The organism is Mycolicibacillus trivialis, from assembly GCF_002102395.1.
GTDB lineage: Bacteria > Actinomycetota > Actinomycetes > Mycobacteriales > Mycobacteriaceae > Mycobacterium > Mycobacterium triviale.
Genome location: NZ_LQPZ01000017.1, coordinates 200303 through 220013, shown reverse-complemented (window position 1 = coordinate 220013; position 19711 = coordinate 200303). Strand labels below are relative to the sequence as shown.

The window sequence follows — 19711 nt, the reverse complement described above, 5'->3', positions numbered from 1 at the left end:
AACCCACCGGGCGGTTGCCAGGGACAGACGGTAACCTCGGCTGCGCAGCAGGTTTGTCGGCGCCGCCAGGCATCGACATCGAGCGAAGCGCATGCCTCGCAAGAGGGAACCCGGTGAGAATCCGGGACTGTCCCGCAGCGGTATGCAGGAACGACCGCCGTCATCGGCACTGGTCGCGGAGGCGCGACCGGGAAGCGACGGCCAGTAGGTGCACCATCGGGTGCGCGCCTGCGAGTCCGAAGACCTGCCTGCTGTGCCGGGCGCGCCGCGCCCGGGGGCTTGTCGCCTCGAGGAATGGGCGCCGGGCGGTCCCGGTTGCACTGCTACGTCGGCAGTTCGCACCCGACCGGATCGACCATGCGTCCGTCGGGCGATAACCAGACCCGCTAGTGAAGGACGAATCTGTGACCGCTCAACCGTTTACCGCCACCATCACCGGATCGCCCCGCATCGGTCCGCGCCGCGAGCTCAAACGCGCCACCGAGGGCTACTGGGCGGGCCGCACCAGCCGCGAGGAGCTGGAGTCCGTCGCCGCCACCCTGCGCCGCGACACCTGGGCCGCACTCGCCGAGGCCGGCCTGGACTCGGTACCGGTCAACACGTTCTCCTACTACGACCAGATCCTCGACACCGCGGTGATGCTCGGTGCGCTGCCGCCGCGGGTCGCCGAGGTCCCCGACGCCCTGGACCGCTACTTCGCGGCCGCCCGCGGCACCGACACGATCCAGCCGCTGGAGATGACCAAGTGGTTCGACACCAACTACCACTACATCGTTCCCGAGATCGGCCCCGACACCCGATTCAGCCTGGACGCCACCAAGGTCCTCGATGAGCTGACCGAAGCGCTGGAGCAGGGCATCCCCGCCCGCCCCGTGGTCATCGGCCCGATCACCTTCCTGCTGTTGAGCAAGGCCGTCGAGGGCGCATCCGCCCCCATCGAGCGCCTCGACGAGCTGATCCCGCTCTACACCGACCTGCTCGGCCGCCTGGCCGAGGCCGGCGCGAAGTGGGTGCAGTTCGACGAGCCGGTGCTGGTCACCGACATCAGCGCCGACGCTCCCGCGCTGGCCGAGCGGGTCTACACCGCGCTGGGCGCGGTCACCAAGCGGCCCGGGCTGTTCGTCACCACCTACTTCGGCGACCCGGGCGCGGCGCTGGGTGCGCTCGCCCGCACCCCGGTTGAGGCGATCGGCGTGGACCTGGTGGCCGGCGCCGGCGCCGACGTCGCCGCCGTTCCGGAACTGGCCGACAAGACCCTGGTGGCCGGGGTGGTCGACGGCCGCAACGTGTGGCGCACCGACCTGGAGTCCGCGCTCGACACACTGACCACGCTGCGCGGGTCGGCCGCCACGGTCGCGGTGTCCACGTCGTGCTCGACCCTGCACGTGCCCTACACCCTGGCCGCCGAGACCGACCTCGACGACAACCTGCGCAGTTGGCTCGCGTTCGGCGCCGAGAAGGTCACCGAGGTGGTGACGCTGGCGCGGGCGCTGCGCGACGGTCGCGAGGCGGTGGCCGACGAGATCGCAGCGTCCAACGCCGCGGTGGCGTCGCGCAAGGCCGACCCGCGGCTGCGCAACGAGCAGGTCCGCAGCCGCATCGCGTCGATCACCTCGACCGGCGCGCAGCGCGGCGACGCCGCCGCCCGCCGCGAGGCCCAGGATGCCCGGCTGCACCTGCCGCCGCTGCCGACCACCACGATCGGCTCCTACCCGCAGACCTCGGCCATCCGCATCGCCCGCGCCGAGCTGCGCTCCGGGAAGATCGACAAGGACGAGTACATCCGGCGGATGAAGTCCGAGATCGCCGACGTGATCGCGCTGCAGGAGCAGCTCGGGCTGGACGTGCTGGTGCACGGCGAGCCGGAGCGCAACGACATGGTGCAGTACTTCGCCGAGCAGCTGGACGGCTTCTTCGCCCCGCAGAACGGCTGGGTGCAGTCCTACGGCAGCCGGTGCGTGCGCCCGCCGATCCTCTTCGGTGACGTCACCCGCCAGCACCCGATGACGGTGGACTGGGCGACCTACGCACAGTCGCTGACCGAGAAGCCGGTCAAGGGCATGCTGACCGGGCCGGTCACCATCCTGGCGTGGTCGTTCGTCCGCGACGACCAGCCGCTGGCCGACACCGCCAACCAGGTGGCGCTGGCGATCCGCGACGAGACCGTCGACCTGCAGGACGCCGGCATCGCGGTGATCCAGGTCGACGAGCCGGCGCTGCGCGAGCTGCTGCCGCTGCGCAACGCCGACAAGGACGCCTACCTGAAGTGGGCGGTCGGCGCGTTCCGGCTGGCGACCTCCGGGGTGGCCGACTCCACCCAGATCCACACCCACCTGTGCTACTCGGAGTTCGGTGAGGTCATCGGTGCGATCGCCGACCTCGACGCCGACGTCACCTCGATCGAGGCGGCCCGCTCGCACATGGAGGTGCTCGAGGACCTCAACGCGATCGGCTTCTCCAACAGCGTCGGGCCCGGCGTCTACGACATCCACTCCCCGCGGGTGCCCAGCACCGACGAGATGGTGACCTCGCTGCGCGAGGCGCTGGCGGCGGTTCCGGCCAAGCGGCTGTGGGTGAACCCGGACTGCGGGTTGAAGACGCGCAGCACCGAGGAGGTCACCGCATCGCTGACCAACCTGGTGGCCGCGGCCCAGCAGGTCCGCCCCGACGCCTGAGCGGTTCGAGGGCCGGCGGGCGTGCTCGCCGGCCCTGGCCCGCTTAACTCGTCACCCGCCCGCCGAGGCTGCCGTCGGCGCCCCCTTGCGTCACCCCACGCCCGCCGAGGCTGCCGTCGGCGCCCCCTTGCGTGACCCCACGCCCGCGAGAGTGAAGCTATGCAGGCCTTCTCTCGACCTTTCGCTGCATATTTTCTATCTCGACGCGTCGACGGGGCCTGGGCGACGCGTCGACGGGACCTGGGCACGCGCCGACGGGCATGGGCGGGCGCCGACCGGGCCTGGGCACACATCGACGAGGTCCAGGCGCGGTTCAGCCGGTGACCTGCACCGGCAGATCGTCGTCCCAGGGCTGACGGTCGACCATGTCGGCCACCCGGACCTGCCCGCGCTCGAACTCGCCGGTGGCCGCGTCGACCAGTCGGTAGCGCTGGGTCTGGCGGTGGATCGGCTGGGCGTCGAGGATGACGACCCGCACTTCGCCGGGCTCGAAGCCGCAACGCTGCTGGAGCGCCGCGATGAGCTGCTCGTTGGTCATGTGGCCGTCGCCGAAGTTCCATCCCACCGCCGTCGAGCAGATCCGCTCGCCGTCGGTGAGGGTGTAGTCGTCCTCATCGACGTCGGCCAGCGCCCGGTGCGCCAGGGTGAACAGGGCGCGGCCGTGGGTGTTGAAGCCACGGAAGGCGTACCCCATGTAGATCGGGATCTGGGCGGCCTCCTTGCTGCCGTAGAACCGTTCCAGCTGCGCGGCAGGCATGCTCGCGATCGCCACGACGCCGCGGCTGATCTTCTCCTCGGCGGCGGCGGTGAGGCACCACAGGCTGGTGTCCCAGTTCCCGGCGTAGTACCGCATCCCGGGCAGGAACGAGATCTTGTTCGGAAACAGGTTGCCCAGCACGACGGTGCCGGCGCTGAGGACGAACAGCGCGATCACCGGCACCGGATGGTTCAGGTCGCCCAGGCCGACGCCGGGGTGGGCAACGAAGATCGCCAGCACCCCGAAGATCATGAAGACGTTCCACTCCAGCGGTACCCCCATCGGGATGGCCGCCAGGATGCCCAGGTGGAAGCAGACCATGACGAACGCGGCGATCGCCGTCGGCCAGCCGCCGTGGGAGAAGAACAGCACCAGCGGGACGCCCATCTCGATCGCGGTGCTGAGGTGGGCCAGCAGCTTCGACGGCCGGCCCGGGCGCAGGTCGTCGGGGAACGACCGGAAAAACCGCCGTTTGAGTGCCCGCGGCCGGATCAGTGGGTTGTTGCTCATCATCGTCGAGATCACGAACGGGAAGTGCCGGTTCAGCTTCGAGGTGGCCGCACCCACCCAGATCACCAGGAAGATCAGCTTCGCGCCGATGATGATGTCGGCACCGTCGAACAGGAACACCACCGCCAGCGGGCCGTAGACCTCACCGCGGGCGGCCAGGAAGATCACCTTGTCGCGCATTCCCAGCACCGCCAGCAGCGCCAGCACCGCGACGATCTGCCAGGCCGGCAGCACGCCGATCTCGGTGCCCAGCTGCGGGATGGGTCCGGTGCCGTCGGAGAACAGCGCCCAGCCGGTCATCACCAGTAGCGCGCCGTACAGCGCGGCGTCGACCGGGGTGCGGGTGGTGCCGCGGGTGAGCGGGACGCGCCCGGGCCACGGCGGCAACCGGATCGTGCCCGGCCGCAGCCAGTACAGGATCGACCCCATCGGCGGGAAGAACCGGTTGTTCAGCGGGCCGAACCCGCAGCCCAGCCCGATCACCTCGAACAGGAGTGTGAACAGCACGATTTTTTCGAACACGATCGGTTCGCTCCACCAGGTGCCGACGGAAGTGAAGCCGTCGATCCCGTCGGTGCTGAGCGCGACGAGCCAGCCGCCGAGAATGTAGAGCCCGATCTTGACCAGGTAAAACAGGTGCAGCACCACCGGCGTGCCGAATCCGACCTCGGCCCAGTGCCGCGCCATCGGGCGGATTTTCTCACTCCGGGTGCCTTTGCTCCAGGTCGGGAAGTCGACGACCGGCAATTCTGGCTTGAGAAACCCCATGGCCGTACACTAGAACGTGTTCTAAAAAAATGGGGCTGTTTGCGCCGCTGACAACACGCCGCAGCGCTTCCGCGGATGTGACCCTGAAGCGCTGGCCGTGTAGCGTTGGCGCTGGCCCTAAACACATCGTGGGACGGATATTGCGGGTCCCACTTGACAGGCGGGGGCACGATGGCCAAGGAACTCTCCGAAGTCGAACTGCTGACAGAACTCGAACCGGTGGTCGGCGACTACGTCAACCGGCACCTCGCGATCGCCAAAACCTGGAACCCGCACGACTACGTGCCGTGGGATGAGGGACGCAACTACGCTGCGCTCGGCGGCACCGACTGGTCCGAGGAGCAGTCGGAACTCTCCGAGGTCGCCAAAGTCGCGATGGTGGTGAACCTGCTCACCGAGGACAACCTGCCGTCCTACCACCGCTACATCTCGGAGAACTTCTCCCACGACGGCGCCTGGAGCACCTGGATCGGCCGTTGGACGGCCGAGGAGAACCGGCACAGCATCGCCATGCGCGACTACCTGGTGGTCACCCGCGGGGTCGACCCGGTGGAGTTGGAGAAGGCGCGGATGGCGCACGTCGCCCGCGGTGTCCACGCCCCCGAGGACTTCAGCGGCGTGCTGATCCAGTCGGCCTACGTCACCCTGCAGGAGGTCGCCACCCGGGTCAGCCACCGGCAAACCGGCCGGGTCTGCAACGACCCGATCGCCGACCGCATGCTCCGCCGGATCGCCCAGGACGAGAACCTGCACGCGGTGTTCTACCGGGATCTGACCGGTTCGGCCTTCGACCTGGCGCCCGATCAGACCATGGACGCGATCAACCGGGTGATACAGGACTTCGACATGCCCGGGCGCGGGATGCCCAACTGGCGCCGCAACGGCGTGCTGATGGTCAAGCACGGCATCTACGACCTGCGCCAGCACCTCGACGAGGTGGTCATGCCGGTACTGCGGACCTGGAAGGTCTTCGAGCGCACCGACCTTTCCGCCCGCGGCGACCAGATCCGCAACGAGCTCGGCCAGTTCGTCGAGAAACTCGAGCAGGATGTGGTGCGCTTCGAGGAGCGTCGTGCCCACCTGCTGGCGCGTCAGGCCGCCAAGGCCGACCGCGACGCGAAAGCCGCGGCCGGCAGCCGGAACTGACGCCGCGCGTCAGACCCCGACGGCGCGCTGCGGGCGCCCCGAGTAGGCGCTCAGCGGCCGGATCAACGCGTTGGACGTGGCCTGCTCCATGATATGCGCCGTCCATCCGGTGATCCGGCTCATCACGAACAGCGGTGTGAACATCGGGATGTCGAATCCCATCAGGTAGTAGGCCGGCCCGGTCGGGAAGTCCAGGTTCGGTTTGATCCCGGTCGACTCGGCCATCGCGGTCTCCAACACGGTGTAGATGTCCAGCCACCGCTGCCCGTCGCGAGCACCCGCCACCCGGATCAGGGCCTGCTTCATCGTCGGCACCCGCGAGTCACCGCGCTTGTAGACCCGGTGACCGAAGCCCATCACCTTCTCCGTGCGATCCAGCTTGCCGCGCAACCACTCCGCGGCCCGGGACGCGTCACCGATCTCGAGCATGTCGTGCATGACGGCTTCGTTGGCACCGCCGTGCAACGAACCCTTGAGCGCGCCGATCGCGGCGGTCACCGCACTGTAGGTGTCGGACAGCGTCGAGGTGACCACCCGGGCGGCGAACGTGGAGGCGTTGAAGCCGTGTTCGGCGTAGAGGATCATCGACTGCTCGAAGGCGGCGACGATCACCGGGTCCGGGACCGACCCGAAGCACATGTTCAGAAAGTTCTCCGCGTAGCCGAGTTGACTGTGCGGGGCGATCGGCTCCAGACCCCGCCGCCGGCGCAGGTCGGTGGCCACGATGGTGGGCAGCACCGCGAACATCCGCAACGCCTTGGCGAAGTTCGCCGACTCCGAGCCGTCGTCCTCCTCGGGGTCTTCGGCGCCGAGATAGCTGATCGCGGTGCGCACCACATCCATCGGATGGCAGGTGTCCGGCAGCTTGGCCAGCAGCGACAGCATCGAACGGTCCACCCGGCGACTGGCCCGCTCCCGCTGGCAGAACAGCGCCAACTGGGCGTCGGTGGGCAACTCGCCGTGCCACAGCAGGTAAGCCACCTGCTCAAAGCTGCAGTGCGCGGCCAGATCCTGAACCGGATACCCGCGATAGGTCAACGAGTTGGTCTCGGCGACCACCTTGGAGATCGCGGTGGTGTCGGCCACGACCCCGACCAGCCCCTTGCGGATCTGTGGTTCGGCATCGGCGGTCATCATCATCGGTTTCCTTCGCGCACGGTGAAATTGAAGATCTCGTCGTCGAATTGGTTGTAGTCGGCGTAACGCAGCAGCTCGTAGAGCCGACTCCGGTGCTGCATCCGGTCGAGCAGCGCGTCCTGGGTGCCGGCCCGGTCGATCTCGCGCAGGCCCTCCTCCACGGCGAACATCGCCAGACGCAACGTCGTCACCGGGTAGATGACCGCGTTGTAGCCGAGATCGCTCAGTTGCTCTACGGTGAGCAGCTCGGATTTACCGAACTCGGTCATGTTGGCCAGCAACGGGATGTCGACCGCGGAACGGAACCGTTCGAAGTCGGCCGGGCCGGCCAGTGCCTCGGTGAAAATCATGTCCGCACCGGCGTCGGCGTAGGCGCGGGCCCGCTCGATCGCCGCGCCGATCCCCTCGATGCCGGCGGCGTCGGTGCGTGCGCAGACCACGAAGTTCGGGTCCCGGCGCGCCGAGACCGCCGCCCGCAACCGCTTGACCATGTCGGCGGTCTCCACCACCGCCTTGCCGTCCAGGTGTCCGCAGCGCTTCGGGTTGACCTGGTCCTCGAGGTGGCAGCCGGCCAGGCCGGCGTCCTCGAGCACCGCGACGGTGCGCGCGGCGTTCATCGGCTCCCCGAACCCGGTGTCCGCGTCGACCAGGGTCGGCAGGTCGGTGGCGGCGGCGATCTGTCCGGCGCGGGCCGCGACCTCACTCAGCGTGGTCAACCCGATGTCGGGCAGGCCGAGGTCGGCGGAGAGCACCGCACCGGAGACGTAGACGCCGTCGAAGCCGATCTCGGCGATCAGCTTCGCCACCAGCGGCGAGAACGCGCCGGGGAACCGTTGCAGCCGGCCCGAATCGAGTCCGCGACGAAACGCCGCCCGCTTGTCGGCGGGGTCCGCGGCCGCGTTCAGCAGGCCGGCCATCAGAAGATCCCCGCCGGGATGCTCGGCGCCTTGTCCAGCACGGCCGGCTCGATCCGCACGTTGAGGGCCGCCAACTCGCCGCCGGCCAGCGCCGAGACGCCTTCGGCGGCGGCGACGAACCGGTCCCGTTCGGCCGGCTCCACCACGTCGGCGGCCAACTCGTGGAACTTCGCGACATACTGCTCGCGGGTGAACGGGTGCGCCCCGAGCGGGTGGGCGTCGGCGACCGCGAGTTCGTCGCTGATCACGTCGCCGTTTTTGAGGGTGATCTCCGCGCGGGCACCGAACGCCTTCTCGGCCGGGTCGGTCGAGTGGTACCGGCGGGTCCACTCCGGGTCCTCGACCGTGGAGATCTTGCGCCAGAGCTCGATGGTGTCCGGCCGGTGGGCCCGCTCCGGTGCGTAGGAGTGCTGGTGATGCCAGCTGCCGTCCTGCAGCGCCACCGCGAAGATGTAGGGCAGCGAGTGGTCGAGGGTCTCCCGCGACGCGTCGGGGTCGAACTTCTGCGGGTCGCCCGAGCCGGTGCCGATCACCACGTGGGTGTGGTGGCTGGTGTGCAGCACGACGGTGGCGATCTGGTCGAGGTCGCCGATGCGCTCGCGCATCCGGCGGGCCAGGTCGATGGGCGCCTGGCTCTGGTACTCCGCGGAATGTTCCTTGGTGTAGCTGTCGAGGATGGCGCGTTTGGGTTCGCCGGGGCCGGGCAGCGGGACCTGGTAGGTGTGCTCGGGGCCGGCCAGCAACCAGGCGATGACACCGTCCTCGCCCTCCCAGATCGGCGCCGGGGAGCCCTCCCCGCGCATCGCGCGGTCCACCGCCTCGATGGCGATCTTGCCGGCGTGGGCCGGGGCGAACGCCTTCCAGCTCGAGATCAGGCCCTTGCGGGATTGCCGGGTGGCGGTCGTCAGGTGCAGGGCCTGGCCGATCGCTTGGTAGATGGTCTCGGTGTCCAGGTTCAGCATCGTGCCCAGTCCGGCCGCGGCCGACGGCCCGAGGTGGGCGACGTGGTCGATCTTGTGCTGGTGCAGGCAGATCCCCCGGGTCAGGTTGATCTGGATCTCATAGGCGGTGGCCAGCCCGCGGATCAGGTCGGCGCCGGTGCAGCCCAGGTGCTGGCCGACGGCGACCAGCGCCGGGATGTTGTCACCGGGGTGGGAGTAGTCCGCGGCCAGGAAGGTGTCGTGGAAGTCCAGTTCACGCACCGCGACGCCGTTGGCCCAGGCCGCCCACTCCGCGGAGTAGCCGCCGGTGACGCCGAAGACCGCCGCGCCCGGCTCAGCCGGGTGGGCCAGCGCCTGCGCGCGGGCGACGCTGACCGGGCGCCGCAGCACCGCGGCGGCACTCACCGCGGCGTTGTCGATGATCCGGTTGATCACCATCGCCTCGGTGTCGGGTTCCACGGCCACCGGGTCGGCGGCCACTTCGGCGATCTTCCAGGCCAGTTCGTCGGTGCGGGGGAACGCCTCGGCACTGCGGCGGGTGTGAACGGAATGAGTCTGCATGATTCACACCATATGCAGGATCGCGAGAAGCGGAAGCCCCCTGTTGATGTGGATTTTTGCGTCCTCAGGCCGAGCCGGATGCGAATGTTGTGAACGATCGGCGCGGTACAGTTCTGCGGTGGCCAAGATGTTCTCCGGCGCCCGGCTCCGACGGTTGCGCGAGGAGCGTGGGCTCACCCAGGTCGCGATGGCACGCGCGCTGGATCTGTCGGCCAGCTACGTCAACCAACTGGAGAACGACCAGCGTCCGCTGACGGTCTCGGTGCTGCTGGTGTTGACCGAGCGCTTCGATCTGCCCGCGCATTACTTCTCCCCCGACACCGACGCGCGGCTGGCCGCCGACCTCGCCGAGGTGTTCACCGCCGAGGCGGGTGAGCATCCCGCGACCGGGAGCCAGATCGAGGAGCTGGTGGCCCGGATGCCCGAACTGGGCCGGGCCGTGGTGAGCATGCATCGCCGGCTTCGCGACGCCAGCGACGAGTTGGAGGGCTACCGGTTCCGCGCGGCCGCCGACCCGGCCCCCGACGGGCCGATGCCGTTCGAGGAGGTGCGGGATTTCTTCTACGACCGCAGCAACTACATCGGCGAGCTCGACTCCGCCGCCGAGCAGATGTTCCGCGACCACGGCATGCGGGTCGGTGGATTGGACATCCAGCTCGCCGAGTTGATGGCCGAGCGCTTCGGCATCGTGGTCCACGTCGACACCCGGCTCGGCGAGCAGACCAAACGCCACTTCGACGCCCCGGGCAAAGTGTTACGGGTCGCCCACTGGTTGCTGCCCGGCCAGCGCGCCTTCCAGATCGCCACCCAGCTGGCGCTGCTCAGCCAGGCGGAGCTTATCTCGGCGATCCTGGCCGAGGATGCGCACCTGAGCACCGAGGCGCGCGGCGTCGCCCGGATCGGCCTGGCCAATTACTTCGCCGGCGCCTTCCTGCTGCCCTACACCGAGTTTCACACCGCGGCTACCGAATTGCGTTACGACATCGACCTGCTGGCCCGCCGGTTCGAGGTGGGATTCGAAACCGTCTGCCACCGGCTGTCCACCCTGCAGCGCCCGCAACTGCGCGGCGTGCCGTTCATCTTCGTGCGCACCGACAAAGCGGGCAACATCTCGAAACGTCAGTCGGCCACCGCGTTTCACTTCAGCCGTGTTGGCGGTAGCTGCCCGCTGTGGGTGGTCCACGACGCGTTCGCCCAGCCCGGCCGGCTGGTCACCCAGGTCGCCCAGATGCCCGACGGCCGATCCTATTTCTGGATCGCCAAGACCACCAGCCCCGAGTCGCGCGGATACCTCGGCCAGCAGAAGAGTTTCGCGATCGGACTGGGCTGCGATCTGGCGCACGCCGATCAGTTGGTCTACTCCACCGGGGTGGCGCTCGACGATCCTTCGACCGCCGTGCCGATCGGGGCCGGGTGCAAGATCTGCAGCCGACCGTCGTGTGCGCAGCGCGCCTTCCCGTACCTGGGCAGGCCGGTGGTGGTCGACGAGAACACCAGCAGCGGACTGCCGTACTCGCCGGCTACCGGTCCCGGCTGACCGTCGGGCGGTAGAAGAGCACCAGTTGCCCGATGGCGCCGGCCAGCCCGAGTCCCAACGCGATCAGCAGTCCGCACCAGCCCGCGGCCCAGTCGTCGCCGAAGATCAGCCAGTCCAGGCTGTAGCGACCGGCGCCGAGCATCGCCACCACGACCGCCGACCCGGCCAGCACCAGGTTGTACTCCCAGCCGCCGCCGACGATGAAGAATCCGTTGGCGCGGTGGACCGTCCAGGCGGCCACCACCATCAGCGCGACGAACCCGGCGGCCGGGATCGGGGTGAGCAGCCCGGCGGCCAGGCCCAGCCCGGCGGCGGTTTCGGTGGTGGCCGCGGCGATCGCGTGGACGCGTCCGGGCTTCATCCCGATGCTCTCGAACCAGTCGGCGGTGCCGGGGATCCGTCCACCGCCGAAGAATTTGTTCAGCCCGTGCGCGGCCAGGGTCAGGCCGAGCAGCAGGCGCAGGATCAACAGGGCGGTGTCCAGTGCGGTGTCGGTGCTCATGACCGCCACGCTAGTGGCAGAGCCGACCGGCTGCTAGAGCGCCGCTTCCAGGTGCCGCAGGTAGGCGTCGACATCATCGAGGGCCGCGTGCGCGGCGTGCACACTGATCGCGACGGTGTCGCCGATGCCGTGCACACCGTGGGTCAGGCCCATCGCCGGGGAGAGCGCCGGGTAGCCGGCGGTGAGCACTACCGGGGTGTCACCGAACCGCAGGTCGGCCGGACCCCGGTGCACGCTGGAGACCACGGTGTTGCCCGAGACCTGATCGGGGCGCGTGGCGGCGTCGAAACGGCCGACGCCCCATCGCAACAGCGGCGCGGGCACAGCCGCGAACGCACGGTCGGCGGCAGCGGTGGCCGGGTGTTCGGCGCGGCGGCGCGCGGCGGTCAACTCGTCGGCGATGCGCTCCGCGCGCTGCGCCGGGTCGAGCCGCGGGTACAGGCCGACGCTGACGTTGTGGAAATGGTTGTGGGCCAGTCGCGGGCCGGGTTTGGCCATCGGAACCTCTGCGCCCGCGGTGTCGGTGGGCTCGTCGAGGTGGGCGGCCAGTGCGGTGCCGACTGCGGTCAGGACCGCGATGGTGACCGTCGGTCCGGTCAGTTGCGCGCGTCGGCGCACCACGGTGCGCAGGGTGCGCGGACCGTCCGGTTGCGCGTTGGTGCTCAGCAACGGCCGCGACCCGGATTTGGCGGCGATCACTCCGGCGGCGATGTCGTCGTCCAGACGGCGATGGGCGCGCGCGGCCGCCACCGCCCGCCGGGGCAGAAACCCGCGCGGGACGACCGGCACGTCGGGCACCGGATCGGGTCGGCCGAAGAGCCAGGCGGCCAACGCCGAGGCCCGGCCACCGTCGGCCAGCGCGTGGGCGACCTGCAACACCGCGACCGTCCCGGTACCCGCGCCGGGGATGTCGGTGACGCCCGGGAAGAGGTGTAGGCGCCATGGCATGACCCGCGCGTCGAGTTGCCGCTCCCCCAGGGCGGCCACGGCGTCCAGGCACCCGGTCCAGTCGGCGCGGTCGAGCCGGTGGATCACCGGCGGCGGCGGTGTCCCGCTCACCCAGCGCGGGTAGGTCAGCGGGTTGCCGTCATCGACCCGCATCGTCAGGGCCGGGCAGGCGCGGGCCCGGTCCGACACGGCGTCGGCGGCCGCGTCGAAATGCGCCGGCTCGCCGGCGAAGGCATACAGCAGGAACTGGTCGCTGGGGATTTTCGCGGCCATCCAGTAGAACTGGGCGTCCACGGCGGCCATCGGGTGCACCGGCACGACGGCGGCTCAGCCCGGGACGTCGAGGAACGCCAGCACCGCGTCGCCGACCTCGTCCGCGGCCTCGAGCTGCAGGAAATGCCCCGCCCGGTCGATGACCTTGGCGTCACTGCCCGGCGGCAGCACCCGGCTGGCCCAGGGCACGAAGTCGGCGGTCATGCAGCCGTCGTCGCGGCCGTGCAGATACAGCGTCGGGAGCCGCGGCGCGGATTGCCAGTGCCGGTGCAGTTCGGCGTAGCGTGCCGGCGGCCGGGGGTTGCGGATCGTGGCCCGATAGGGGCCGAGCGCCGCGCGCCAGCCCTCCGGGGTGCCGATCGCCGCATCGACGTGGCGGAGGTCGTCGGTGGCGTCGTACCCCGGCGACCAGCGCCGCCACAGCAGCGGAACCACCCGCGCGGCGGCCCGCTCCGGCACCACCGGCAGCTGGAAGAAGCCGATGTACCAACTGCGCAGCGCCTGCGCCGGCAGCAAACCGGCCAGCCGCAGCCGGTCGGACCAGCCGGTGGCCGCGCGGAACGCCGCCACCGGCGGCACCGACATCACCACCGCCTTGGTGAACGGGCTGTCGGGCATGGCGGCCAGTCCGGTGGCCGTGAGGGCCCCCCAGTCGTGCCCGATCACCACGTCGTCGGCGGTGCCGCCGGCCGCCTCGCGGACCCGCAGCGCGTCGTGCATCAGCGCGCCGATGTGGTAGGAGCCGTCCGGCGCGATCGCCGAGGGCGCGTACCCGCGCAGGAACGGCGCCACCACCCGGTAGCCCGCATCGACCAGCCGTGGTGCCAGGTTGCGCCACCCGTAGGCGGTGTCGGGGAAGCCGTGCAGGCACAGCGCGACCGGCCCCTCGGCCGGCCCCCAGCTCAGGGCCTTCAGCGCCACCGGGGAGTCATCGGCGGGCGGGACGTCGATCCAGTCCGGTTCGGTCATCACTGTCTGCCCGCCTCACTTCGCTCGCCGTGTCCCCGGGCGCCGCCCGGCCGCCCTCCGATTACAACCTATGCGCGACGCCCGCGGGTACCCCCACCGTGGCAGCGGCCGATGGCCGGGCGGCGGGCGTTACGGTGAGCGGGTGCAGCAGCCGCAGACCACCCGCTACACCGGCGCCGACGGGGTGGTGCTCGTCGCCGACGAGTGGAACCGCGCCGCCGCCGACGGCGCCCACCCGACGGTGCTGTTGCTGCACGGCGGCGGGCAGAACCGGTTCTCCTGGAAGAAGACCGGCCAGGTGCTCGCCGGGCGGGGTTTCCACGTGGTCGCTCTGGACAGCCGCGGCCACGGCGACAGCGAGCGCTCCCCCGGCGCCGACTACGCGATCGAGACACTCGCCACCGACGTGCTGGCGGTCATCGACGCCATCGGCGGCCCGGTGGCGCTGGTCGGTGCGAGCCTGGGCGGGCTCACCGCGATCCTGGCCGCCGAACAGGCCGGTGCGCAGCGGGTGACCCGGCTGGTCCTGGTCGACGTGGTGCCGCGGTTCGAGAAGAGCGGCAGCGCCCGTATCCGCGACTTCATGTTCCGCCACGTCGACGGGTTCGCCAGCCTGGACGAGGCGGCCGACGCCATCGCTGCCTACCTGCCGCACCGGCCGCGGCCGGACAGCACCGAGGGGCTCAAGAAGAACCTGCGGGAGCGAGACGGGCGCTGGTATTGGCATTGGGACCCGGCGCTGCTGACCAAGCCCGGCGACGATCCGGCGCTGCGCACCGCGAAACTCGAACGGGCGGTGATGGATCTGACGATCCCGATCCTGCTGATCCGCGGCAAGCTCTCCGATGTGGTGAGCACTGCCGGCGTCGAGGACTTCCTGGCGAAAGTGCCCGCGGCGGAGTTCGTCGAACTGGGCTCCGCGGGCCACACCGCGGCCGGCGACGACAACGACGCGTTCAGTGCCGCGGTGGTCGATTTCGTCTCCGAGTCGAGCTGACCGTGACGGTCGCGGTGTGGGTGCTGGCCGTCATCGCACTGGCCGAGGCGGTCGCGCTGGTGGTGCTGTGGCGGGTCGGGTCCCGCCGGCTGGCGCAGAGCGACGCCGAGGTCGACCGGCTTCGGCAGCGCTTCGATGCCCGGGCGCTGCTGCTCTCCGGTGGCCGGGAGGCGGTGAAGACCGTGTGGCAGACCGCCAACCTGGTGCGGCGGGAGGGTTTCGGCGCCGCGGTGCGCAGCTCGATCGAGGATCTGGCCGGCTGGGCGCAGGTGGAGCGGCCCGATCTGGCCCGGGTGGCCGGCGACGGCACCGTGGTGTTGGTGTTCACCGACATCGAGGGCTCCACCGCCCTCAACGAGCGGATCGGCGATCGGGCCTGGGTGAAGTTGATCGCCGCGCACGACAAGCTGGTGCGCAGCCTGGTCGACGAACACGGCGGGCTGGTGGTCAAGGGGCAGGGCGACGGCTTCATGATCGCGTTCTCCGCGCCGGAGCCCGCGCTGCGGTGCGCCATCGCCGTGCAGGAGTCACTACGGTCGCGCCGCACCGGCTTTCGGGTCCGCATCGGGGCCCATCTGGGCCGCTCGGTACGCCGCGGCGACGACCTGTTCGGCCGCAACGTGGCGATGGCCGCGCGGGTCGCCGCCGCCGCCGAGGGCGGTCAGATCCTGGTGAGCGAGCCGGTGCGCACGGCCCTGGACGGCATCGACACCATCGGTTTCGCCGAGGGCCACGAGGTCGAGCTGAAGGGTTTCAGCGGTCGCCATCGGCTGTATCCGGTGGCGGGTTAGCGCTGCTGGCTTTCGGCGAGCCGCTGGTGGAGTCGGGAGCGGACCTCGTCGGCGGTGTAGGCCTTGCGGCGCCGCTGGTCCCGCACGACCAGCACCCCACCGGCGGCGACGCCCACGGCTCCGGCCAACCCCAGCCACTTCCAGTACTTGCGCATGGTCACAGTCTGCCTACAGTGCTGGGGTGACTGCGAGCACCGTGAGCCTGCGCCGCGCGCTGGAGGAGACCCGCACCGGCGACATCTGGCTGTTTCGGGGCAGTTCCCGCCCGGACCGGGCCATCCAGGCGCTGTCGAACGCGCCGGTGAACCATGTCGGGATGACGGTGGCCATCGACGACCTGCCGCCGTTGATGTGGCACGCCGAGTTGGGCCAGAAGCTGCTGGACGTGTGGACCGGGACCCATCAGCGCGGTGTGCAACTCAACGACGCCCGCGAGGCGGTCGAGCAGTGGATGGGCCGGTACGGGCAGCGGTGCTGGCTGCGCCAGCTGACCCCGTATGCCACCCGGGAGCAGGAGGATCGGCTACTGCGGGTGATCGCCCGGATGAACGGCACCCCGTTCCCGTCGACCGCTCGGCTGACCGCCCGGTGGTTTCGCGGCCGGCTGCCGACGCCCGATGATTGGACTCGTGGGATCCCGTTCGTGGACAAGAAGATTCGTGAGGTTTCCCAGCGACGTAAGGCCCGTAGGCGGGACGCGGGGCTGCGCAGTGCGTATTGCGCCGAGACGGTGGCGATCACCTACGAGGAGATGGGGTTGATCGACACCGGCAAGGATTCGAGCTGGTTCGACCCGGGGACGTTCTGGAGCGGCGACGTCCTTCCGCTGGTGCCCGGTTACCGGCTCGGCAGTGAGATCGAGGTGCTGGCCCGCTGATCGGCGGTGGCAGCGGCGGACGGCGCCGACCGACGCGCCATCTCCACCAGCCAGATCCCGGTGCCGATCACCGGGAAAGCCGCGCCGAGCAGGCACACCGCACCCCAGCCGTAGGCGCCGTAGATCACCGCGGAGAGCACACTGCCCACCGAGCCGGCGGCGAAGTAGCTGGTCATGTAGGCGGTGTTGAGCCGGCTGCGGGCTTCCGGGCGTAGCGGGTAGAAGATGCTCTGGTTGGTGATGTGGGTGCCCTGGATGCCCAGGTCCAGCAGCGCCACCCCGACCGCCAGCGCGACCACCTGGGCTTCGCCGATCCACAGCAGCAGGAAGCTCAGCGCGGTCAGCGCCACGAACGCCCCGGTCTGCACCTGCGCGTAGCCGCGGTCGGCCAGCGCGCCGGCGAATTTGGCGGCCACTGCGCCGGCGACGCCGAACAGGGTGAACAGCCCGATCTTGGTGTCCGACCAGTGGTAGTTGCCGCCGGCGAGGATGAAGCCGACGCTGGTCCAGAACACTCCGAAGCAGGCGTAGGTGAGCATGCCGTACCACATCCGCAGTCGCAGCACCGGTTCCTCGCGGACGATCTCGATGACCGAGGCGAGCAGTGTGCCGTAGCTCATCCGCACCTCGGGGGCGCGCACCGGCAGCGTGCGCACGAGGGCGCAGGCGACCACCATGAGTACCGCGGCGACGACGAACACCGCGCGCCAGCCGGCGGCGCCGGCGATCAGGCCGGCGACCACCCGGGACAGCAGGATGCCCAGCAGCAGTCCGGTCATGACGCTGCCGATGACCCGGCCGCGCTCCTCCTCGTAGGCCAGGGTCGCGGCGAACGGGACCAGCACCTGACCGACCACCGAGCCGAGGCCCACCAGGATCGCGGCGGCCGCGAGCACCGGCCAGTTCGGGGCGAAGGCCATGGCCAGCAGGCAGCCGGCGGTGGCGACGAGCATCACGGTCAGCAACCGGCGTCGCTCCATCAGGTCCCCGAGTGGGACCAGCAGTGCCAGCCCGATGGCGTAGCCGACCTGGCTGGCGGTGACGATCAGCCCGACGCTGGTGGTCGACGCGCCGAAGTGGTCGGCGATGGTGCCGACCAGGGGTTGGGCGTAGTAACTGTTGGCCACCACCAGCCCGGAGGTGATCGCCATGACCAGGACCAGGCGGCGGTCCATGCGGGGGGCGGCGGTGGTCTGCGGCATGCGCTCCATGCTCCCCGCGCCTGACTTTGTTGTAAAACAACTCAATCTTGTTGATTTAAGAACTATGATTAGTTTATGGAGGTCAGGCAGCTGCAGCACTTCCTCGCGGTCGCCGAAACCGGCCACTTCACCCACGCCGCCGCCGAGTTGCACATCTCCCAATCGGGCCTGAGCGCCTCGGTGCGCACCCTGGAGGGCGAGTTGGGGGTGACGGTCTTCGAGCGGACCACCCGCTCGGTCGTGCTGACCGCGGCGGGGCGCGTGCTGCTCGAGCATGCCCGCCGGGTGGTGCGGGCGGTCGAGGCCGCCGAGGCCGCGGTGGCCGCCGTCCGCGACACCGACGCCGGGCAACTGGCGCTGGGGGTGGTGCAGACCTTCACCGCGGTGGATCTGCCGGCCACCATCGCGCGGCTGCACGCCCGCCATCCCGGCGTGCAGGTGCTGCTGCGCGAGGCGCCGACCCTGGACCTGCTGGCCGCGCTCGACGACGGCGATCTTGACCTGGCGTTCGTGGCCCTGGATGCCACCCCGCTGCCGGCCCGGCTGGTGGCCTTGCGCGACTACCCGGAAGACCTGGTGCTGGTCGTCGGCGATGAGCACCCGCTGGCCCGGCGGGCCGCGGTGGCCCTACCGGAGTTGGCCGATCAACCGTTCGTGGAGTTCCAGGCCGGCCTGGGGTTGCAGACCGCGGTCGAGGCGCTGTTCGCCGAGGCCGCGGTGACCTGCCGGATCGCGTTTCGCACCAGCCAGATGGATCAGGCACTCAGCCTGGTCCGGCACGGGCTGGGGGTGGCCGTCGTCCCCGAACCGGTGGCCCGGCTCAGCGGGTTGCCGGTGGCGCGGCTGGCCCCGGTCGCGGCGGGCGGCGAGCCGCCGACGCGGCGCCTGGCGCTGGCCGGCCGGACCGCGACTCCCACCAACCCGGCGGCCCGGGCGTTTCTGTCGCTGCTGCCGGGAGGGGCCGGCTAGCGGGTTTCCAGCGTGGTGCGAACCGTGGTCGGGTTGCGGGTCAGGTCCAGCACCGGGCAGTGCGCCTCGACGGCCTCGTGCAGTTCCCGGTAACGCTCGGGGGTCTCCGGTCCGCTCACCGTCACGACCACGCGGACCTCGTTGAACCCGGCGCGGACCGCGTCGTCGAACCCGAAGAAGCCGCGCACATCGAGGTCGCCCTCGGCGCGGGCGGAGATGTCCTCGACCGCGATGCCGAGCTTCTCCGCCCAGAACCGCCAGGTGACCACCTGGCAGGACAGCAGGGAGGCCAGGTAGTACTCGACCGGGTTGGGGGCGGTGTTCTGCCCGCCCAGCGCCGGCGGCTCGTCGACCTCGATGCGGTACTTGCCCAGGGTGACAGTGCTGGCGACCGCGTCGTGGGCGATCGCCTCGGCTTTGAACACCGTCTGGGCGTTGGCCGGGTCGGCGGTCACCGCCGCCTCGGTCCCGGCGATCAGTTCAGCGATATGGCTCGTTGAGGTGGTCACGGAACTACCTTCCCTTAATCGTTCGGCGAAGCGTAATTCAGTGATCCACGGTCTGCACGCCGGGCCCGGCGCCCGGCGGGTGAGTGCCGGCGAACGCGCGCGTCACCTCCGCCACGGTGAGCAGTGCGACGCCGATGCCGGCGAGGTCGGCGAGCCGTTCGGGGCTGGTCTGCGACACCGCGTCGGTGACCAGCACCGCGCGCAGGTCACGCTCGCTGGCGTCGAACAGGGTGGCACGCGGGCAGTTCGGGAGGTTGCAGCCGGCGACGACGACCGTGTCGCAGTCCTGCTGCGCCAGCCAGTCGGCCAGCCCGGTGCGGTGGAACGCGCTCCAGCGGGGCTTGAAGACCACCACTTCCCGCTCACCGACAGGTTGCGCTTTCCCGTCAAGCAGTGCGGCGGGATCCAGCCGGGTCGCCGGTGGTGCGACGCCCGCGGCGATCTCCGCACCGGCTGAGCCGGGTGCGGCGATCCGTGCACCGGCTTCGATCGCGCCCCGGCGGGGCAGGTCGACATCCGAGCCACCGGGTTCGTACAGCCGGACGATATGCGCGATCGGCCGGTGCGCCGCGCGAAACGCCGCGGCCAGCGCCGCAACGGCAGGCACCACCGCGGTGGTGCCCGGGATCGGCGCCACACCGTCGTCGAGGAAGTCACGCTGCAGATCGATCACCAGCAGCGCCGCGGTGTCCCAATGCGGCCCGGTGTACTCGCTCATCCGGGTC

General features: G+C 70.4%; 18 protein-coding genes and 1 riboswitch. Of the genes, 7 read left to right on the top strand and 11 right to left on the bottom strand.

The genetic code is table 11. The features are described from left to right. Positions 1-32 precede the first annotated feature (32 nt). A riboswitch (cobalamin riboswitch) is annotated at positions 33-266 on the top strand. A gap of 123 nt (positions 267-389) precedes the next feature. Beyond that, a complete protein-coding gene (gene metE, locus AWC30_RS08135; RefSeq protein ID WP_372507099.1) occupies positions 390-2675 on the top strand; it encodes a 5-methyltetrahydropteroyltriglutamate--homocysteine S-methyltransferase in 2286 nt (761 codons plus the stop codon). Positions 2676-2988: 313 nt separating this feature from the next. Here metE and AWC30_RS08130 read toward each other — a convergent pair whose 3' ends face one another. After that, a complete protein-coding gene (locus tag AWC30_RS08130) occupies positions 2989-4710 on the bottom strand; it encodes a DUF3556 domain-containing protein (protein WP_085109669.1) in 1722 nt (573 codons plus the stop codon). A gap of 171 nt (positions 4711-4881) precedes the next feature. On the opposite strand from AWC30_RS08130, the gene AWC30_RS08125 reads away from it, so the two are divergent. Further along, positions 4882-5856 (top strand): acyl-ACP desaturase, encoded by a 975-nt coding sequence (locus tag AWC30_RS08125; RefSeq protein WP_085109668.1) that lies wholly within the window; start codon positions 4882-4884, stop codon positions 5854-5856. Positions 5857-5865: 9 nt separating this feature from the next. Here AWC30_RS08125 and AWC30_RS08120 read toward each other — a convergent pair whose 3' ends face one another. From AWC30_RS08120 to prpD, 3 genes are read right to left on the bottom strand one after another with little or no spacing between them, the layout of a single operon-like run. Next, on the bottom strand, positions 5866-6993 hold the full coding sequence (locus tag AWC30_RS08120; protein ID WP_085109667.1) for a bifunctional 2-methylcitrate synthase/citrate synthase: 1128 nt from the start codon (positions 6991-6993) through the stop codon (positions 5866-5868). Continuing rightward, positions 6993-7910 carry a methylisocitrate lyase gene (gene prpB / locus AWC30_RS08115; RefSeq protein WP_085109666.1) on the bottom strand — a complete coding sequence of 306 codons (918 nt, stop codon included), beginning with the start codon at positions 7908-7910 and terminating at the stop codon, positions 6993-6995. The genes AWC30_RS08120 and prpB overlap by 1 nt, the downstream gene beginning before the upstream one ends. Beyond that, positions 7910-9412 carry a 2-methylcitrate dehydratase PrpD gene (gene prpD / locus AWC30_RS08110; RefSeq protein ID WP_085109665.1) on the bottom strand — a complete coding sequence of 501 codons (1503 nt, stop codon included), beginning with the start codon at positions 9410-9412 and terminating at the stop codon, positions 7910-7912. Before prpD ends, prpB begins: the two co-directional genes overlap by 1 nt. A gap of 127 nt (positions 9413-9539) precedes the next feature. Between prpD and AWC30_RS08105 the strand changes: the two genes are divergently transcribed. Continuing rightward, complete coding sequence (locus AWC30_RS08105; RefSeq protein WP_234807994.1) at positions 9540-10949, top strand: short-chain fatty acyl-CoA regulator family protein; 1410 nt, start codon at positions 9540-9542, stop codon at positions 10947-10949. Here the strand turns inward: AWC30_RS08105 and AWC30_RS08100 are convergent. From AWC30_RS08100 to AWC30_RS08090, 3 genes are read right to left on the bottom strand one after another with little or no spacing between them, the layout of a single operon-like run. After that, on the bottom strand, positions 10933-11451 hold the full coding sequence (locus AWC30_RS08100; protein WP_085109663.1) for a DoxX family protein: 519 nt from the start codon (positions 11449-11451) through the stop codon (positions 10933-10935). The genes AWC30_RS08105 and AWC30_RS08100 overlap by 17 nt on opposite strands. 33 nt (positions 11452-11484) lie before the next feature. Continuing rightward, positions 11485-12717: a WS/DGAT domain-containing protein gene (locus AWC30_RS08095; RefSeq protein ID WP_109561978.1), complete on the bottom strand. Its 1233-nt coding sequence runs from the start codon at positions 12715-12717 to the stop codon at positions 11485-11487. Positions 12718-12726: 9 nt separating this feature from the next. Beyond that, positions 12727-13641, bottom strand: a complete 915-nt coding sequence (locus AWC30_RS08090) for an alpha/beta fold hydrolase (protein ID WP_085109662.1) — start codon at positions 13639-13641, stop codon at positions 12727-12729. A gap of 142 nt (positions 13642-13783) precedes the next feature. Between AWC30_RS08090 and AWC30_RS08085 the strand changes: the two genes are divergently transcribed. Together AWC30_RS08085 and AWC30_RS08080 are read left to right on the top strand one after the other, a co-directional pair. Then, positions 13784-14638, top strand: a complete 855-nt coding sequence (locus AWC30_RS08085; protein WP_234807988.1) for an alpha/beta fold hydrolase — start codon at positions 13784-13786, stop codon at positions 14636-14638. A gap of 2 nt (positions 14639-14640) precedes the next feature. Then, positions 14641-15429: an adenylate/guanylate cyclase domain-containing protein gene (locus AWC30_RS08080; protein WP_372507098.1), complete on the top strand. Its 789-nt coding sequence runs from the start codon at positions 14641-14643 to the stop codon at positions 15427-15429. On the opposite strand, the gene AWC30_RS17775 is transcribed toward AWC30_RS08080, so the two are convergent. After that, the gene (locus AWC30_RS17775; protein ID WP_165756461.1) at positions 15426-15584 is read right to left on the bottom strand and encodes a hypothetical protein; all 159 of its coding nucleotides are present in this window, start codon (positions 15582-15584) and stop codon (positions 15426-15428) included. The two genes, AWC30_RS08080 and AWC30_RS17775, sit on opposite strands and share 4 nt — an antisense overlap. Before the next feature lie 26 nt (positions 15585-15610). Here AWC30_RS17775 and AWC30_RS08075 point away from each other — a divergent pair, with 26 nt between their 5' ends. Beyond that, positions 15611-16306 (top strand): guanylate cyclase, encoded by a 696-nt coding sequence (locus AWC30_RS08075; protein ID WP_085109660.1) that lies wholly within the window; start codon positions 15611-15613, stop codon positions 16304-16306. Here AWC30_RS08075 and AWC30_RS08070 read toward each other — a convergent pair. Further along, a complete protein-coding gene (locus AWC30_RS08070) occupies positions 16267-17508 on the bottom strand; it encodes an MFS transporter (protein ID WP_234807987.1) in 1242 nt (413 codons plus the stop codon). The two genes, AWC30_RS08075 and AWC30_RS08070, sit on opposite strands and share 40 nt — an antisense overlap. Before the next feature lie 75 nt (positions 17509-17583). Here AWC30_RS08070 and AWC30_RS08065 point away from each other — a divergent pair, with 75 nt between their 5' ends. Beyond that, the gene (locus AWC30_RS08065; protein WP_085109659.1) at positions 17584-18477 is read left to right on the top strand and encodes a LysR family transcriptional regulator; all 894 of its coding nucleotides are present in this window, start codon (positions 17584-17586) and stop codon (positions 18475-18477) included. Here AWC30_RS08065 and AWC30_RS08060 read toward each other — a convergent pair. Together AWC30_RS08060 and AWC30_RS08055 are read right to left on the bottom strand one after the other, a co-directional pair. Next, on the bottom strand, positions 18474-18986 hold the full coding sequence (locus AWC30_RS08060) for an OsmC family protein (RefSeq protein ID WP_085109658.1): 513 nt from the start codon (positions 18984-18986) through the stop codon (positions 18474-18476). The two genes, AWC30_RS08065 and AWC30_RS08060, sit on opposite strands and share 4 nt — an antisense overlap. Positions 18987-19023: 37 nt before the next feature. Beyond that, complete coding sequence (locus AWC30_RS08055) at positions 19024-19704, bottom strand: cysteine hydrolase family protein (RefSeq protein WP_085109657.1); 681 nt, start codon at positions 19702-19704, stop codon at positions 19024-19026. Positions 19705-19711 lie beyond the last annotated feature (7 nt).

Coding starts and splice junctions, on each gene's coding strand:
- AWC30_RS08130 (WP_085109669.1), bottom strand. CDS start 4,710: ATGGGGTTTCTCAAGCCAGAATTGCCGGTCGTCGACTTCCCGACCTGG.
- prpB (WP_085109666.1), bottom strand. CDS start 7,910: ATGGCCGGCCTGCTGAACGCGGCCGCGGACCCCGCCGACAAGCGGGCG.
- AWC30_RS08105 (WP_234807994.1), top strand. CDS start 9,540: ATGTTCTCCGGCGCCCGGCTCCGACGGTTGCGCGAGGAGCGTGGGCTC.
- AWC30_RS08125 (WP_085109668.1), top strand. CDS start 4,882: ATGGCCAAGGAACTCTCCGAAGTCGAACTGCTGACAGAACTCGAACCG.
- AWC30_RS08090 (WP_085109662.1), bottom strand. CDS start 13,641: ATGACCGAACCGGACTGGATCGACGTCCCGCCCGCCGATGACTCCCCG.
- AWC30_RS08070 (WP_234807987.1), bottom strand. CDS start 17,508: ATGCCGCAGACCACCGCCGCCCCCCGCATGGACCGCCGCCTGGTCCTG.
- AWC30_RS08065 (WP_085109659.1), top strand. CDS start 17,584: ATGGAGGTCAGGCAGCTGCAGCACTTCCTCGCGGTCGCCGAAACCGGC.
- AWC30_RS08100 (WP_085109663.1), bottom strand. CDS start 11,451: ATGAGCACCGACACCGCACTGGACACCGCCCTGTTGATCCTGCGCCTG.
- AWC30_RS08120 (WP_085109667.1), bottom strand. CDS start 6,993: ATGATGACCGCCGATGCCGAACCACAGATCCGCAAGGGGCTGGTCGGG.
- prpD (WP_085109665.1), bottom strand. CDS start 9,412: ATGCAGACTCATTCCGTTCACACCCGCCGCAGTGCCGAGGCGTTCCCC.
- AWC30_RS08055 (WP_085109657.1), bottom strand. CDS start 19,704: ATGAGCGAGTACACCGGGCCGCATTGGGACACCGCGGCGCTGCTGGTG.
- AWC30_RS17775 (WP_165756461.1), bottom strand. CDS start 15,584: ATGCGCAAGTACTGGAAGTGGCTGGGGTTGGCCGGAGCCGTGGGCGTC.